13 protein-coding genes are annotated in these 15,408 nt (G+C 39.7%); 7 read left to right on the top strand and 6 right to left on the bottom strand.

The genetic code is table 11. The features are described from left to right. Positions 1 to 74: 74 nt before the first annotated feature. The gene (locus GM920_RS12170; RefSeq protein ID WP_182957485.1) at positions 75 to 962 is read left to right on the top strand and encodes a glycerophosphodiester phosphodiesterase family protein; all 888 of its coding nucleotides are present in this window, start codon (positions 75 to 77) and stop codon (positions 960 to 962) included. A gap of 117 nt (positions 963 to 1,079) precedes the next feature. Here GM920_RS12170 and GM920_RS12165 read toward each other — a convergent pair whose 3' ends face one another. From GM920_RS12165 to GM920_RS12155, 3 genes are read right to left on the bottom strand one after another with little or no spacing between them, the layout of a single operon-like run. Next, positions 1,080 to 2,042, bottom strand: a complete 963-nt coding sequence (locus tag GM920_RS12165; RefSeq protein ID WP_182957483.1) for an AAA family ATPase — start codon at positions 2,040 to 2,042, stop codon at positions 1,080 to 1,082. A gap of 4 nt (positions 2,043 to 2,046) precedes the next feature. After that, on the bottom strand, positions 2,047 to 3,405 hold the full coding sequence (locus GM920_RS12160; protein WP_182957481.1) for a peptidylprolyl isomerase: 1,359 nt from the start codon (positions 3,403 to 3,405) through the stop codon (positions 2,047 to 2,049). A gap of 55 nt (positions 3,406 to 3,460) precedes the next feature. Continuing rightward, positions 3,461 to 4,018: a hypothetical protein gene (locus GM920_RS12155; RefSeq protein ID WP_182957479.1), complete on the bottom strand. Its 558-nt coding sequence runs from the start codon at positions 4,016 to 4,018 to the stop codon at positions 3,461 to 3,463. 145 nt (positions 4,019 to 4,163) lie between these two features. Here GM920_RS12155 and GM920_RS12150 point away from each other — a divergent pair, with 145 nt between their 5' ends. Continuing rightward, positions 4,164 to 4,859 carry a hypothetical protein gene (locus tag GM920_RS12150; RefSeq protein WP_182957477.1) on the top strand — a complete coding sequence of 232 codons (696 nt, stop codon included), beginning with the start codon at positions 4,164 to 4,166 and terminating at the stop codon, positions 4,857 to 4,859. Then, positions 4,859 to 5,434 carry an RdgB/HAM1 family non-canonical purine NTP pyrophosphatase gene (gene rdgB, locus GM920_RS12145; RefSeq protein WP_317171543.1) on the top strand — a complete coding sequence of 192 codons (576 nt, stop codon included), beginning with the start codon at positions 4,859 to 4,861 and terminating at the stop codon, positions 5,432 to 5,434. Before GM920_RS12150 ends, rdgB begins: the two co-directional genes overlap by 1 nt. Here rdgB and GM920_RS12140 read toward each other — a convergent pair. Next, positions 5,409 to 7,961 (bottom strand): OstA-like protein, encoded by a 2,553-nt coding sequence (locus tag GM920_RS12140; protein ID WP_317171542.1) that lies wholly within the window; start codon positions 7,959 to 7,961, stop codon positions 5,409 to 5,411. The two genes, rdgB and GM920_RS12140, sit on opposite strands and share 26 nt — an antisense overlap. A 195-nt stretch (positions 7,962 to 8,156) precedes the next feature. Here GM920_RS12140 and tilS point away from each other — a divergent pair, with 195 nt between their 5' ends. The 3 genes from tilS (at position 8,157) to bshA (ending at position 11,432) form a co-directional block, all read left to right on the top strand. Then, positions 8,157 to 9,533 (top strand): tRNA lysidine(34) synthetase TilS, encoded by a 1,377-nt coding sequence (tilS, locus tag GM920_RS12135; protein WP_182957473.1) that lies wholly within the window; start codon positions 8,157 to 8,159, stop codon positions 9,531 to 9,533. Positions 9,534 to 9,590: 57 nt separating this feature from the next. Further along, complete coding sequence (locus GM920_RS12130; RefSeq protein WP_182957471.1) at positions 9,591 to 10,073, top strand: hypothetical protein; 483 nt, start codon at positions 9,591 to 9,593, stop codon at positions 10,071 to 10,073. A gap of 198 nt (positions 10,074 to 10,271) precedes the next feature. Continuing rightward, positions 10,272 to 11,432 carry an N-acetyl-alpha-D-glucosaminyl L-malate synthase BshA gene (gene bshA, locus GM920_RS12125; RefSeq protein ID WP_182957469.1) on the top strand — a complete coding sequence of 387 codons (1,161 nt, stop codon included), beginning with the start codon at positions 10,272 to 10,274 and terminating at the stop codon, positions 11,430 to 11,432. A 144-nt stretch (positions 11,433 to 11,576) separates the two neighbouring features. Here the strand turns inward: bshA and GM920_RS12120 are convergent, their stop codons facing one another. Continuing rightward, positions 11,577 to 12,689, bottom strand: a complete 1,113-nt coding sequence (locus GM920_RS12120; RefSeq protein ID WP_182957468.1) for a lactonase family protein — start codon at positions 12,687 to 12,689, stop codon at positions 11,577 to 11,579. A 102-nt stretch (positions 12,690 to 12,791) separates the two neighbouring features. Beyond that, complete coding sequence (locus GM920_RS12115; RefSeq protein ID WP_182957467.1) at positions 12,792 to 14,342, bottom strand: pseudouridine synthase; 1,551 nt, start codon at positions 14,340 to 14,342, stop codon at positions 12,792 to 12,794. Between the two features lie 272 nt (positions 14,343 to 14,614). Between GM920_RS12115 and GM920_RS12110 the strand changes: the two genes are divergently transcribed. After that, on the top strand, positions 14,615 to 15,373 hold the full coding sequence (locus GM920_RS12110) for a lytic transglycosylase domain-containing protein (RefSeq protein WP_235964509.1): 759 nt from the start codon (positions 14,615 to 14,617) through the stop codon (positions 15,371 to 15,373). Positions 15,374 to 15,408: the final 35 nt, after the last annotated feature.

The following is a 15,408-nucleotide window of genomic DNA, read 5'->3' as shown; positions in this document are numbered from 1 at the left end:
CTGTATAGATAAGGATCGGTTCTTATCTGCGTTATGGAGGAGGAATAACCATAATTAATGAATATCCATATTAAATGAAGAAACAAATACTAATCCTTGCGGTAATGTTGATTGCCGCTAAAAGTCAGGCTCAGAAATTTGATTTGCAGGGCCAGAGAGGCGCCAGAGGTATCATGCCTGAAAATACGATTCCCGGAATGATCAAAGCTTTAGATCTTGGTGTAAATACCTTAGTGATGAACGCGGTGATTTCAAAAGATAAACAGGTAGTCCTGTCCCAGGAGCCCTATTTTAATGCCGAGATCAGTTTGAAACCAGATGGCAAAGCCATCAGTTTAAAAGATCAAAAGAAGTATAACATCTACAAAATGAATTATGAAGAGGTTAAACAATTCGATGTAGGTAGTAAAATTCACAACCGTTTTCCCGGTCAGCAGAAATTTAAAGCCTATAAACCTTTGCTGGAAGAAACGATTGATTCTGTAGAGGCGCATGTGAAACAACATAGATTGCCTAAACCTAACTATAGCATTGAAACTAAACTGATCCCTAAGGGTGATGGAGAATTTCAACCGGAACCAGCGGTGTTTGTGGATCTGATTATGGAAATTGTCAAAAGAAAGAAACTGGAGAAAAGAGTAACCATTACCTCCTTTGACATTCGGACACTTCAATATCTTCATGAAAACTACCCAAAGATGAAAACAGGATTGCTGATTGATGAAAAGGAAGATTTTGAAAATAACATTCAGCAATTGGGTTTTAAACCAACAATATATAGTCCTTATTCGGTTTTAGTGGGTAAAAGCCTGGTAGACCGTTGCCATGAAATGGGGATTAAAATCATTCCCTGGACGATCAATTCCACTAAAGAAATGAAGTATTTGATTGGTCTTGGTGTTGATGGCCTGGTGACAGATTATCCAAACTTGTTTAAAGCGGATTTACTGTCCGGAGAATAAAACTCGAAAATAAAAAGAGCGGCCTTGAAAATTTTCAAGGCCGCTCTTTTTATAGGACTCCATTAGCAGCTGTTGAATCGCAGAGAGCTCATCATTAGCTTGCTAGTATATGCTGGTTTAAAACAGATTCTTAATGATTTGTTCCATCGAAAGCCCTTCTGCTTCCGCACGGTAATTCCGTACAATCCGGTGTCTTAATATGGCTTCTGCCACGGCTTGTACATCTTCAATATCCGGAGAATATTTACCCGAAATTGCCGCATGGCATTTCGCCGCGATAACCAGGAACTGAGAGGCTCTAGGCCCTGCACCCCAGCTGATATACTTATTTACCTCTGTTGTGGCATGTGCGGTCTGTGGACGGGTCTTGCTGGCCAGTTTAACGGCGTATTCCACCACATTGTCTGCGATGGGGATATTTCTAACCAGTTTTTGGAAATATTGAATCTGCTGCGCATTGATGATCTTTTTCAGCTGAACTTCCTGGTTACTGGTTGTATTTTTAACAATAGTCAATTCCTCTTCAAAAGAAGGGTACCCCAACTGTACATGGAACATAAAACGATCCAGTTGTGCTTCTGGAAGTGGGTAAGTTCCTTCTTGTTCAATGGGGTTTTGTGTGGCCAATACAAAGAATGGATTTGGTAATATATGTCTTTGTCCGGCGGCAGTAACGGCCTTTTCCTGCATGGCTTCCAATAGGGCGGCCTGCGTTTTAGGTGGCGTTCTATTGATCTCATCGGCAAGGATGATATTCGAAAATATCGGACCTGGGATGAATTTAAAGTTACGGTCTTCTCCAAGGATTTCTGCGCCAATGATGTCACTGGGCATTAGATCTGGAGTGAACTGGATCCTATTGAAATTAAGATCCAGTACATTAGATACGGTTTGAACCAGCAGGGTTTTTGCCAGGCCGGGAACGCCAACCAGTAAGCAATGGCCATTGCTGAAAATGGATATTAAAACCGATTTGACCACCTCATCCTGCCCAATAACCACTTTGCCAATCTCGGCCTTAATGTCCTTGTATAACTGATGTAAGGCGTCTACCGCTTTGATATCATTTTCAAACTGCATAGATTTATTTCTTAGAAGTTTGAGCCCAGATTTTTAACTCATCACATTGGTCGTAATCTTCACCAATTCTGATGTAGGTATTTTCTCTTCTTTTCTGAAACCACTCACTTAAAGTACGGTCTATCTTAGCCTGCTGTGCTCTTTCTTTGAACTTCGCATAATCTTGTTCCAGGTTTCCTTTGTGTGGTGGGATTTTAGATTTTAAATACAATAATTTATAACCTTCTTTACCGTCTTGTCCAGTGAAAAGTACTGGTTTAGAAATTTCACCAACTTTCATCGTATCTACAACTAAGAATACTTTAGGATCAAGCTTGTCTGCAGGGATGAAGGTAGTTCTAGCAGTCACATTATCTGCATAAAGGATCATGCCTCCATTGTATTGTGATTCTTTATTGTCTGAGTATAAAGATGCAGCTGTAGAAAAAGTGATCTTCTTATCGACAAGGTTATTGTAGATACTATCTGCCTGAAGTTTTACGCGATCTAAACTTGCTGGTGTAACTTGTGGACGAATCAAGATGTGACGGGCCTGAACCTGCTCACCACGACGCTCAATGACTTGTAAAATATGGAAACCATGCTCTGTTTCAAAAACCGGAGAAACTTCACCAGCTTTCAATTTGAATGCCCATGCTGTAAATTCTTTCACCATTCTGGTACGGTCAAAGAAACCTAAATCACCACCATCAGGTGCTGATCCTGGATCTTCTGAATATGATTTTGCAAGGAAGGCAAAGTCTTCTCCACTTTTAACCCTTAACCTTAAGGCATCAATTTTATCATAAAACTTCTGTTTCTCTGCTTTAGTCAGTTTTGGGTGAAGTACGATCTCTCCAACCTCAAATTCTGTAGGGATATCAGGTAAGCTGTCTTTTTTATAAGAATCAAAGTATTTTTTAACCTCAAGAGGAGTGATGCTCACATCTTTGGTGATGTGTTGTTGCATATTGTCAGAAATCAATTGTTCTTTAATGTCAGGTCTGATTTCATCTTTGTATTGCAATACCGAACGGTTTAGGAATTGCTCTAAACGCTCTTCTCCACCTGCACGTTGAATTTGCATACGCATTCTTTTTTCGACTTCATTATCTACCTGAGATTCATCGACCGTAATTGAATCGATTTCCGCCTGTTGCTTCAGCAATTTTTGCGCAAGCATCTGTTGTAAGATATAGCATTTTACCTTTTCATCAGCTGGATTTCCAGAATTCAGGTATTGCGCATATTGTTGGTTCAAATCAGATAATAAAATGATATTATTCCCTAATACAGCAACAACTTTATCGATATTTTTCTTTTGCGCTTGTGTGTTTAAAAACAAACAGATCAATCCGCCTGCAATCACTAAAAATTTCTTCATTCTATGTACGTTATTCTTTTGCAAATTTAACATTAATATTCTTGAGGCGTTATCCTTATAATTTCGCCAGCTTTCTCAATTCCGCTTCATTTACTTTTACCGGATAGCGTTGTCTTAATGCTGTTACCCAGTTTTTCTCTAGTACCCGCTGGTAATCAGCGATCACCACTGCTTTTTGTTCTTCAAAAGAGCCAGCACCATAAAGTGCCTGGTTGCTTTCATAAAAGTTGCGGAGTTGGTGTGCATCGTTTTGAGCTCTATCCCAAACTTTTATCTCAGATACATTAAACATGAGTACGGCATTTTTGTACTCATTGATCACCATGGAATAGGTTGCCTTTGGAGTGGATGCCTTTTTCTGGGCGAGTAAGGCAGTTTCATAATCTTTTATTTCTGCAAGATAGGCCGTATCTCTGTCAAATCCCATTTCTATAGCATCCAGTACTTTAAGTTTGAAATCCAGGTAGAGGTTTAAATAGTCTTCCAGTTCTTTAAATGTATCATTTGTAGTTCCGGCATGGGTTTTCTTATACACCCACATAAATTCTTTACTACTTACAGGTTTCCCATTAATACTGGCTACATTTTGTGCAAATGCGCTGGCAAAGGTCATACTGAAGAAGATAATGCAACAAGTTTTTCTCACGAAAGATATATGCTATATATATTTTAAGGCATAAAAGTAATAAATAAAGGCACTATAATAAGATATTTAACTAATTTTAACAGAAAAAAGATTTCTATCAAAATCAGCATTAATGGGCAGTGAACTAACGACGAACGGAGCCGCTTTACGTTTATTTTTTACAGAGGATATTTATTTGATTAAGGGGGAGGAAGGATATTCAACTGAAGAAGCGCTAGGTTCTGTTGTTCAGGAGGATAGCGCTGGTTTTATAGGTGCTGAAGAAGAATCCCTTAGCTTAGCTGCTGAAGAAAATACGCAAATTCCTCAGGTAACGAATCCAGCAACTGTGACTGCAAGTCCAGTTGTTCCAGCAATACCAACCATTCCACAGCCAATTTCTATTCCGGTACTGGCAGCTGCGGCTGAAAAACCAGCGGCCCTGTCTTTTACCTTTCTTGGCAAGAATAAAAAGAAGATTCTTATCCTGGTAAATGATGCAACGCATGAGGTGAGTGATGAGGCAGGAAGAGAGTTGTTGCGTAAAATTGTAAAATCTATCAACTTAACGGCGAGTGATTTTGCTTTGTTAAATTATGCGAATTACCCAAAAGCCAGCTTTACAGAATTACAGCAATATTTTTCAAGTGGGTTGATTTTTGCTTTTGGCGTTTCCGCTGCCGATTTAAAATTGGCAACGCAACCGGAAAATAAAATCGTGATGGAGGGAGATGTACGTTTGATTTTCTCAGCAGAATTGAGAAAATTGGAGCAAGATCCAGCAGGGAAAAAAGCATTATGGGGGAGTCTTAAACAATTGGGATTATGATCAGTGAATTGGTATTTGCCACAAATAATAAACACAAAACAGAAGAGGTTGGCAATTTATTGCGCGGCCAATATAAAGTATTGAACCTAACGGACATTGGATGTACGGTAGATATTCCGGAAACAGGAAGCACATTTGCAGAAAATGCGACTTTAAAAAGTAGCTATGTAGTGCAGAACTACCAGTTGGATTGTTTTGCGGACGACAGTGGTTTGGAAATTGAGGCCCTCAATCAGGAGCCAGGAATTTATTCTGCCAGGTACTCCGGTATTAAGGATGATGCCACAAATTTAAACTTGGTTCTTCAGAAAATGGAAGGGGAAAGCAATAGGAAGGCCCGTTTCAGAACCGTGGTTTCGCTCTTTAAAGACCATAAGAATTACCTTTTTGAAGGTGTGATTAACGGCCAGATTGCTGAAAAGCCAATCGGTGACCAAGGCTTTGGCTATGACCCGATTTTTATTCCTGATGGGTATGAAGTCAGTTTCGCTCAGATGAGTATGGAGCAGAAAAACGAAATCAGTCACCGGGCAATTGCCATGCGTAAGCTTATTGCTTTTTTGAAGGAGCAGTAGGGATAACAACCGGCGAAAGAATAGCGGCTTTAATTGGAGCCGCTTTTTTTTGTGCTTCTTTTTTAATGTTATCTATCCTTGCAGTATCCAGTTTTAAAGGGACTGTTTTCTCAATTTCTTTCTTAAGTGTATCTATTTTGGCTGTATCCAGCTTTAAGGGTGCTGTTTTTAGGGGTAATCCTTTTACTGCTTTCTCTATTGATTTAACTGGAACTTGTTCCTTTCCAGCAACTGGCTTCGCTTTGAGATCAGTCGCGGGAGAACCATTTTCATCCTCTTCCTTCTTTTTAGGAGGCAACTTCGGACCTTTAGGTCCTGCAGGTTTCTTTGCACCAGGTTTCAGTTTCGGTTTTCCATTGATTACTTCTTTTTTAGACAGCGGTCTCAATTCTGGTACCCAGGTAAAACCAGTCAGGAAAACATCTTGTTTGAGCTCCTTTATAGGAGTCCTGACACCTTCAGTGTCTTTAATCGTGATGATCTCAGAGATCTCTTTTTCCTTAAAAATGATCTTTATCCGGCTACTCACTGTCTGGTTCATCTCCGTGTAAATGCTGTCTTTTTCTCTATTGAAATACACACTTTCCGCATTTCCATCTACAAACATTCTGTTCAACTTACCATCAATGAAGAATCCGGTAATCTGTTTTCCTTTGATCTGATTGTATCTGGCAGAATCTAAATTTACATTCACCATAAATGCGTTACTCAATACCTGTGAAGTATTCAATTGCTTGTCTTTTAGCTTCAAATAAATGGTATCGCCAGTTTGCTGGGAGCCTTCTGCCCAAAGCACGGGTTTTCCGTACCAGCGAAGGGTAGAATCGGAACTGGTATAAAACAGAGAGTCTGCCCTTGCCTGCATATTTGATTTGTAAACCCTTACATTGTGGTAAGCTTTAATAATCCTTGTTTTTACGGTATCAGCAGGATTAAAAGGGATGGAATCCTTTGCCATTACGGTGCTCACTGCTTTTACTGCAGCATTTTTATTTCCTGGCGCTGTTTTGTTACCGGCCACTGCGTTGTTGGCAACCGTGGTTGCAGTTGCTGCAGCCTTGCCAATTGCCACTTTATTCCCAGCAACTGCCGCAGCATTCTTTTTGGCAATTGTTGCGCCTTTTTTCAATGCATTTGCTTTGTCTGCTTCCGAAACTTTTAACGTTTTTACGGAATCTTTTAGCTTATTTTTGAGGGAGTCGGTGATTTCAGGCTGAATTATCTCTGCTGCTTTTAGGACTGTCAAAATGGTGCTGTCGGAAAGCGCTGCTTTTACCTGCTGCTTACTTAAAGGGATTTCCTTCTTTTTAATCGGAATGGCATCGTTTTTCAAAGGAAGATTTCGTTTTGATAGCGAATCCTTGGTCATGTTCAGTTTTGTTTTACTGGAATCTGTCGCATTTACAGGAAGAGCAGCCAATGGCGCTTTTTCTTTCTTTCGCTCTCCTTTTTTATCTGTACCGGCAGCAGCTACAGCAGGTTTTTGGGCACCAATTTTTTCTTCTTGCGGCTCCTCTGCTTCTCCCATCTCGTTGTCTTTTTTCAGTACAGGGGAGGAGATCAGTTTTAGTGATTTAAGGAGAACCATTTGGGTTTCCAGTGTATCGGCACCCATCCATAAACTGTCCGGTTGAAGCTTTTTACCCACCATAATGGAGTCAGAGGTCCCCAAACCTACATAAGGGTTTTTGGTGACAATGGTACGTTGGTCAATTTTGTAATAATAGCCGAGCTGGCCGTACATCACGGTTCTATCAACGGTATCTCTAAACACAATATTCCTTACCGCTTTACCATATCCGGCGATGCCATCATAATACAAACTATCTCCTTTTAAGGATTTTGAGCCTGTAGTATACAGGTTTTTCTTTCCGAAATAGGCATACTGCGTTTTGGTATTGTAAGCCCCGTTTTCTGTGTACAGGTTATCATCTTTCCCCATGATATTGGTTGGGCCATAGAAATAAGTCCAGTTGGTTAGGGTGTTATATCTTAAAGTATCTGATTTAATGGTGGTTTCGGGAGTCACTACCACTACATTATATCGAAAATAAGCATCGCGGCTATTGGAAAAATAATACCCGTTCTTGCTGGTTAACGTAACATCTTTATTTACAATTTTACCCCCGGTAACATAGGTGCCCACTTTACTACCCAGGTTATAATCCAGGATGTTGGTGGTTAAAATCAACTCTTTGTCGATCATTTTCACATTACTGGTGAGGTGTGCGTTTTTCGTATTCCCATCATAGGTCAAGCGGTCAGAATAAATATTAATCGTATCTGCCTGATTGATGTGCACATTCCCAAAGGCATCGAACATATTTTTTGATTCATAAAATAGGGCGCTATCACAAGCCAATGTGGCATTGTCTTGTTGGAATACCGGATTTTTCAGGAATGTGGTATTGATATTCTTTTCTACCCTGGCGCTTTTAGAGCTTTTCAATAAGATTTTGGTCTTCTGCTGAGCAAGTAGAGAAAACGATAGAAAGAATAAAATAAAGAAAATATATAGTTTCTGCACGTTACAAAGTTAGTTTTTTGCTTACCATTTTCATCAAAATAAATGTCGTTCAGTTGGGCTATTTTGAGGTTTCTTTCCATGATCCGGTAAAATATCGACTTAGCCTTGCGGAGAACCTATAGTCTAAACGTACAAAATACAAATTTTACTATGCGGCTAAAATTAAAATCCATTAGTAAATGCTATTTTTGAAAGATGCTACCTCTTCATAATTTTAAAGCTTATATCCAACAAAATACTCTATTCTCTACCGATGATCAGATCCTTCTGGCGGTTAGTGGAGGAAGGGATTCTGTTTTAATGGCCCACTTGTTTAAATTGGCCGGTTATCAGTTCGGAATCGCACATTGCAACTTTAATCTAAGAGGAGAGGAGTCTGTCCGCGATGAACATTTCGTGAAAATGTTGGCAGCGACACTGGAAGTGCCGGTTTATGTGAAACATTTTGAGACCAAAGCCTACGCCAGTAGTCATAAAATCTCGATCCAGATGGCGGCTAGAGATTTGCGTTACCAATGGTTTGAGGAGTTAAGTACGGCGGAAGGTTACGCTTATATCGCACTGGCACAACATCAGGATGATGCGATAGAAACGGTATTGCTAAATCTGACCCGCGGAACTGGCATTGCAGGTTTGCATGGCATCTTACCGAAAAGAGGTAAACTGATCAGGCCTTTGTTGTTTTTAACTCGGGTAGAAATCAATGCTCTGGTGGAGAAAGAAAAGATTGATTATGTGGAAGACAGCTCTAACCTGAGTGCCAATTATGCGCGGAATAAAATCCGGCTCAAGGTGATTCCTCCATTAAAGGAAATCAATGCAAGTTTAGAACTTACTTTTCAGCAGAATATTCAGCGCTTCGCAGATACCGAACAGGTGCTACAGCAAGTGGTAGCGGAGCTGCGCAGTGCCATGTTTAGAACGGAACATGATGGCCTATACTTATCAATTGAAAAGGTGAAAAGTCTGAATCCTCAGAAACTACTCATGTTTGAGCTGTTGAAACCTTACCATTTTTCTGAGGCGGTGATTGCAGATCTGATACAAGCTTTGGATAAGCAAAGTGGGATTTCATTTTTCAGTACGACACATCAGCTGACTTTAAACAGGGAGGAGCTGATCATTAGTCCCCTGAAAAAAGAAGAAAGCGGACAACATTTGCTTTGGCATCCAACAGAAGAGACCATCGAAATGCCGCATGGATCCATCAGTAGTAAACGGTTAAGTAAAGCAGAATTCGATACAAATTATCAGATTGAAAGAGATCCAAACAAGGCATACTTAGATGCTGATCAATTGATTTATCCTTTGATTTTGAGAAGCAGACAGCCCGGAGATCGTTTCAAGCCATTCGGCATGAAGCATTATAAAAAGCTCAGTGATTTTTTTATCGATGAAAAAATTCCAGTCACCAGAAAAGATGCGGTGCCAATCTTACTGAATGGAAATGGGGAGGTGATTTGGGTTGCTGGAATGCGCCAGGATAACCGGTATAAGATAGGCGCTGCCACAAAAAATATAACTATATTGACCTATTCAGCGCCATATATTACAAATTCTAAACAATCTTAACCCAGTTGTTTTACTATGCAAAGGAAAAAACAAGTAACTTTATTGAAAATTATATAGATGGGGAACCGATACGCTTTTTTGGAGAAACAATATATAGGCCGCGATTATATCCGAATCTGTATTCGTTTGGTAATGGCAGCATTTTGTTTTGCAGCTTATGTTTATGAGCGTGACCGCGACAATACCCAGGACTTATTTTTAGTGGTAGGTTTCGGGATCATTGCCGTTTCCATTATTTTGCTTTTTATGATTCAATATAAAACAATTATTGAAGATAAGAAGATCCTGATAGATGGATTATGGTCGGCCAGAAAAGTGGAAATAGATCTGAATACCATTAAAAGCGTAAGAAAAGATACGTATAGCAATTACCTGTTCAATAACCCTGTTTATAACCTCCACCGAAAAGGGAGTGTGCGTTTCTATTCCTCTGGAAAAGATGCTGTTGTACTCACTGATCGTGATGGTTTTGAATACTTCATTGGCACACAACGTCCCAACGAGATGTATTTGGTGATAAAAGACCAGATGAAATCTTAAATAATTGCAATTGTTTAACACAAAGCTCAGTTTAAGTATTGTTCTTTGCATTTGTAAAAACAAAAGAAATCAAACCGTTTTTCTGGATTGGTGTTGTCTTTACAACACAGTATGAAGTGGCTGATTTGGTGTTAGATCTCAGCGCTTGGTCTTGTGTATTTGAGATAAGAATATCACAAAAAAAACAAATTCGCTAGAATGAAAATAGGTATTGTTTGTTACCCAACTTTTGGAGGTAGTGGCGTAGTTGCTACTGAATTAGGTAAAGCGCTCGCTGATGAAGGACATCAGGTACATTTTATTACTTATAGTCAGCCTGCACGCCTCGACTTTTTCTCTGCCAACTTATTCTATCATGAAGTTTCTGTAAGGGATTATCCCCTGTTTGACTATGCACCTTATGAATCGGCGCTGGCCAGTAAACTTGTAGACGTAGTTCGTTTTGAGAAATTGGATATCCTCCATGTTCATTATGCCATTCCTCATGCTTCAGCAGCATTTATGGCCAAGCAGATTCTGGAAACTTATGGAATATACATTCCTTTCGTGACCACCCTGCACGGAACAGATATTACACTGGTAGGAAAGGATCCTACTTATAAACCTGTTGTTACTTTTTCCATTAATAAATCTGATGGGGTAACTACGGTTTCACAGAATCTGAAGGAAGATACCGAGGCTCATTTTGACATCACCAATGAGATCAAAGTGATTCCGAATTTTATAGATTTTAAACGCTTTAGCTTAAAGCCAAAAGATCACTTTAAAAAAGCAATCGCCCCAAATAACGAGCGTATCTTAATCCATACGTCCAATTTTAGAAAAGTGAAGCGTACGCAAGATGTAGTCTTGACATTTGAAAAGATTCAGAAAACAATTCCTTCGAAATTATTGATGGTAGGAGATGGTCCTGAGCGCGTATATTGTGAACAATTGTGCAGGGACCTGGGCATTTGCGAGCATGTTCGCTTCCTGGGGAAACAAGATGCGATAGAAGAGATTCTTTCGGTATCTGATTTGTTCCTGATGCCTTCAGAATCTGAGAGCTTTGGATTGGCAGCATTGGAAGCGATGGCCTGTAAGGTGCCAGCGATCACCTCTAATGCTGGTGGCCTCCCTGAACTAAATGTAGATGGCTTTTGTGGGTTTATGAGCAATGTAGGCGATGTAAACGATATGGCGGCTAAAGGAATTCAGATTCTGGAAAATGATGAGGTATTACAACAGTTCAAGGAAAACGCCTTTATTCGGGCACAAGATTTTGACCTGAAGAAAATTCTGCCAATATATGTGGATTACTATAGCCAGATTATTGAAGAAGCTAAGCATAATAACCCACTTAATGCGACCTTAAATTAGCTGGAAACAAGTAGTTAAAGCCAATAAGTAAATGAACAATATCCAATTCATTGGTTAAATATAATTCCATAAAAAAGGCCTTCGGATTTTCCGAAGGCCTTTTTTTGTAAGATTACACTGGTTAATGCGCGTTCTTTCTAAGTGTTATTTAGCCGCTGCAAATATCAAACATACCGGAGCACCCACTTCAATTCTTTTACCGGTATCTGTTAAGGCACCTGTTTCCATATTGCGTTCAAAAATAACGATGTTGTTGGTGTATTGATGTGCAACCAGAAGGTGTTTTCCTGTAGGATCAATGGCAAAGTTTCTCGGCCCTTTTCCTAAAGTAGAGACATACCCTCTGATACTCAATAAACCACCTTTTTCAATGGCAAAAATGGTGATCTTATTTTCAGAACCTCTATTGCTTGCATATAAAAACTTACCATCCGGAGAAAGGTGAATATCGGCAGCGCCATTCTCTCCTTTGAACCCATCTTCTGTGATTTTGGTTTTCTGAATTTCAGTCAGGTTGCCATCGCTGTAACTGAATACAGTGATCCCTCCATCAATTTCATGAATCAGGTAGGCATATTTAGCGTCCTTACTGAAAATAAGGTGTCTGGGGCCAGCTCCAGGGGTTACAGCAACGCTATCCTTAATCGTGAGTACTTTATTGCCACCGTCCGGGTTATAGTTATATAAATAAATCTTATCTGTACCCAGGTCATCTACCACCACATACTTATGGTCTGGGCTAAACTGTGCCATGTGTACATGTGAACTTCCCTGACGGTCTTTATCTATGCTTTTTCCACTATGTTTTACCAATTGTTTAATGGCGGATAAGGAACCATTCTTTTCAATGCCAAAAACAGAGATGCTACCACCCGAATAATTTGCGGTGATCACATTTTTCTTATCGGCAATGATATAACATGGATCTGCACCATTGGTGACTTGTTTGTTCAGGAAAGTCAGCTTGCCGGAAACAGGATCAAAATTAAAAGCACTGGCTGCACTGGTTTCCCCGGTTTCGTTGACTGCATAAATGGTTTTATTCCCATCGCCTAAAGCCAAAAAACTTGGGTTCTCTACGTTTTTAGTCACGCTTTTCGCTTTAAAAGCAGCGGTATTGGTGTCAAAGTCATACACGTAAATCCCCTCACTTTTCCCTGTATTGGTATACGTTCCTACAATTAAATTATAATCTTTTTTCTGTGCGCAGCTTTGTAGTGCTAACATAATGACCGGGAAAAATAAGAGTTTCTTCATGAGGGCTAATTTATTTAAAATAATCTTAAAAAAACAAAAGCCTGTTCCTTACAATTTGTAAAGAACAGGCTAATGATATTTTATTGGATCTTATTTAAAAGATTACTTGATCAGATGTTTGATCTGAATCAATTCATGCTCTTCTAAATATCTCCATCTTCCACGTGGAAGGTCTTTTTTAGTCAAGTTACCGTAAACTACACGGTCAAGTTTCACGACATCATAACCTAAGTGTTCAAATATTCTTCTTACGATTCTATTTTTACCACTGTGGATCTGAATACCGATCTCTTTTTTACTACCACCAGCAACATAAGAAATGTTGTCAGGTTTGATCAAACCATCTTCCAATTCTAAACCGAACTGAATTTTGTTAAAATCACCTTGACTTAAAGCCTTACTTAATTCTACATGGTAGATTTTAGTGATGCCATTTCTTGGGTGAGATAATTTATCAGCAAGATCGCCATCATTGGTCATCAATAATAAACCTGTAGTGTTACGGTCTAATCTTCCTACCGGATAAATACGTTCTCTGCTTGCTTTTTCTACCAATTGCATTACGGTACGGCGTTCCTGAGGATCATCAGTAGTCGTAATGTAATCTTTAGGCTTGTTTAATAACACGTAAATTTTCTTTTCGCGTTTTAGCAATTCACCGTTATAACGGATTTCATCTTTCGCCGGGTCAATTTTGTGACCTAGTTCAGAAATTGCTTCGCCATTCACAGATACTACACCAGCAGCAATAAGCTCATCCGCTTTACGACGGGAGCAAATGCCTGAATTGGCGATGTAACGGTTCAAACGAATTAAGCCGTCATCTTTAACGATAGGTGCTTTTCTGCTACGCATAGTCGTGTTACCTTCTGTGCGGTCAGGGCGTGAATCACGAGGTTTGAAATCTCTTGAACCACCTTCGTCTTCTCTTTTTCTAAAAGGTCTGCTGTCAGTACTTCTTGAAGCACCACCTTTATTATCATCAAATTTCCTGAAAGGTTGATCCCCTTTTCCGAAATGGTCTTTCTTTATATAACTACGTGTTTTGTCAGAAGGAGGTACATCCCTTGAGCTTCCTGCACTATGAGGTCTAGAATTGAAATCTCTTGAACCAGCATCACGTGGTTTGAAATCTCTTGAACCGCCTTCACGTGGTTTGAAATCTCTTGAACCACCTTCACGTGGTTTGAAATCTCTTGAACCGCCTTCACGTGGTTTGAAATCTCTTGAACCACCTTCACGTGGTTTGAAATCTCTTGAACCACCTTCACGTGGTTTGAAATCTCTTGATCCACCTTCACGTGGTTTGAAATCTCTTGAACCACCTTCACGTGGTTTGAAATCTCTTGAACCACCTTCACGTGGTTTGAAATCTCTTGAACCACCTTCACGTGGTTTGAAATCTCTTGAACCGCCTTCGCGTGGTTTGAAATCTCTAGATCCGCCTTCACGAGGTTTGTAATCTCTCGATCCACCTTCTCTTGGGTTAAAATCTCTCGGGCCACCAAATTTTTTATCTTTCCCCTCTTTGTCGTCAAACTTGCCTTTATCTCTGTAAGAGGAATCTCCTCCACTACGATTTTGGCCTGTTGAACTTCTGTTTCCCGGTTTGGACTTGTCATCCCGACTGTTCCTGTTGTTGTCTTTCATCATGATACGCTATTATTCCGCATAATTTATGCGGGTGCAAATTTAGTAAAAATCGAGCAATTTATCGCTACTATTTTGCGAAGTTGTAAGAGTTGGAAAAAATCGCGGTCTATGGGTGTTTAAACGTGGATTTTGGAGACAGTTTTTGTAAAAGCTTGATAGTTAAGATAATATACGGTATCTTTGCAAACGTTTTAAAATTGTTAACCAAAAAAAGGAGGAAAATGATAAAGAAACACATAATAACATTAACGGTAATTATTACATTACTAGTAATGGCAAAAGTGTTTGCTTACAACATGCCCCAAGCAGCAAAAAGTCTTTTAAAAGAAGATAAAATAACAAAAAATAACGATACACTAGTATCAGAGATCGAGGAGCCAGCTCAAACAATGGCTGATCTAAAATTTGCAGAGGAAGGACTACCATTAGGGGATGCGATTGTGGAGCGGAAAATGGAAAAGGCCCTTGCTAAATTTAGTTACAGTAATCTACAAACCAACCGTTTGCACAATAAAGCAGCTGAATGGTTTCCTGTAATAGAACCAATACTTGCCGCCTACGGCATTCCTGACGACTTTAAGTATATGCCTTTAGTGGAATCAGGATTAAAGTCGGGCGTTTCTCCAAAAGGAGCAGCAGGATTCTGGCAGTTCATGCCGGCAACTGCACGCGGTTATGGTTTGAAAGTTAATTCGAAAGTAGACGAGCGAAACAATTTGCGCAAGTCCACAATCGCTGCCGCCAAATACATCAAAGAACTCTACGGAATTTTTGACAATTGGGCATTAGTTGCAGCGGCTTATAATGTTGGTGATAACCACATGAGAAAGCAGATTAACAGGCAAAAACAAGACAATTATTTCAAGATGAAACTGAACAGCGAAACCGCTAGTTACGTTTACAAATTGATTTCCATGAAACAGATCATGGAATATCCGGATCAGTATGGTTATAAAGCGTCAAGAGCGTTTTTAGCTTACAATGCTGAAAAGGCCGCCAGCGAAGCTGATAAAGCGGAAAACAAAGAATAAGCATAAAATATTAAGACAGACAATGGGGGGAGCCG

The organism is Pedobacter gandavensis (assembly GCF_014172405.1).
Taxonomy (GTDB): domain Bacteria; phylum Bacteroidota; class Bacteroidia; order Sphingobacteriales; family Sphingobacteriaceae; genus Pedobacter; species Pedobacter gandavensis.
The sequence above is the reverse complement of the archived record's forward strand: the minus strand, read 5'-3'. Positions and strand labels throughout refer to the sequence as shown.

Bases quoted from the DNA above. Each gene is read 5' to 3' on its own strand.
- GM920_RS12170 (WP_182957485.1), top strand. From the start codon at position 75: ATGAAGAAACAAATACTAATCCTTGCGGTAATGTTGATTGCCGCTAAA.
- GM920_RS12165 (WP_182957483.1), bottom strand. From the start codon at position 2,042: ATGCAGTTTGAAAATGATATCAAAGCGGTAGACGCCTTACATCAGTTA.
- GM920_RS12160 (WP_182957481.1), bottom strand. From the start codon at position 3,405: ATGAAGAAATTTTTAGTGATTGCAGGCGGATTGATCTGTTTGTTTTTA.
- GM920_RS12155 (WP_182957479.1), bottom strand. From the start codon at position 4,018: ATGACCTTTGCCAGCGCATTTGCACAAAATGTAGCCAGTATTAATGGG.
- GM920_RS12150 (WP_182957477.1), top strand. From the start codon at position 4,164: ATGGGCAGTGAACTAACGACGAACGGAGCCGCTTTACGTTTATTTTTT.
- tilS (WP_182957473.1), top strand. From the start codon at position 8,157: ATGCTACCTCTTCATAATTTTAAAGCTTATATCCAACAAAATACTCTA.
- GM920_RS12130 (WP_182957471.1), top strand. From the start codon at position 9,591: ATGGGGAACCGATACGCTTTTTTGGAGAAACAATATATAGGCCGCGAT.
- bshA (WP_182957469.1), top strand. From the start codon at position 10,272: ATGAAAATAGGTATTGTTTGTTACCCAACTTTTGGAGGTAGTGGCGTA.
- GM920_RS12120 (WP_182957468.1), bottom strand. From the start codon at position 12,689: ATGAAGAAACTCTTATTTTTCCCGGTCATTATGTTAGCACTACAAAGC.
- GM920_RS12115 (WP_182957467.1), bottom strand. From the start codon at position 14,342: ATGATGAAAGACAACAACAGGAACAGTCGGGATGACAAGTCCAAACCG.
- GM920_RS12110 (WP_235964509.1), top strand. From the start codon at position 14,615: ATGGCAAAAGTGTTTGCTTACAACATGCCCCAAGCAGCAAAAAGTCTT.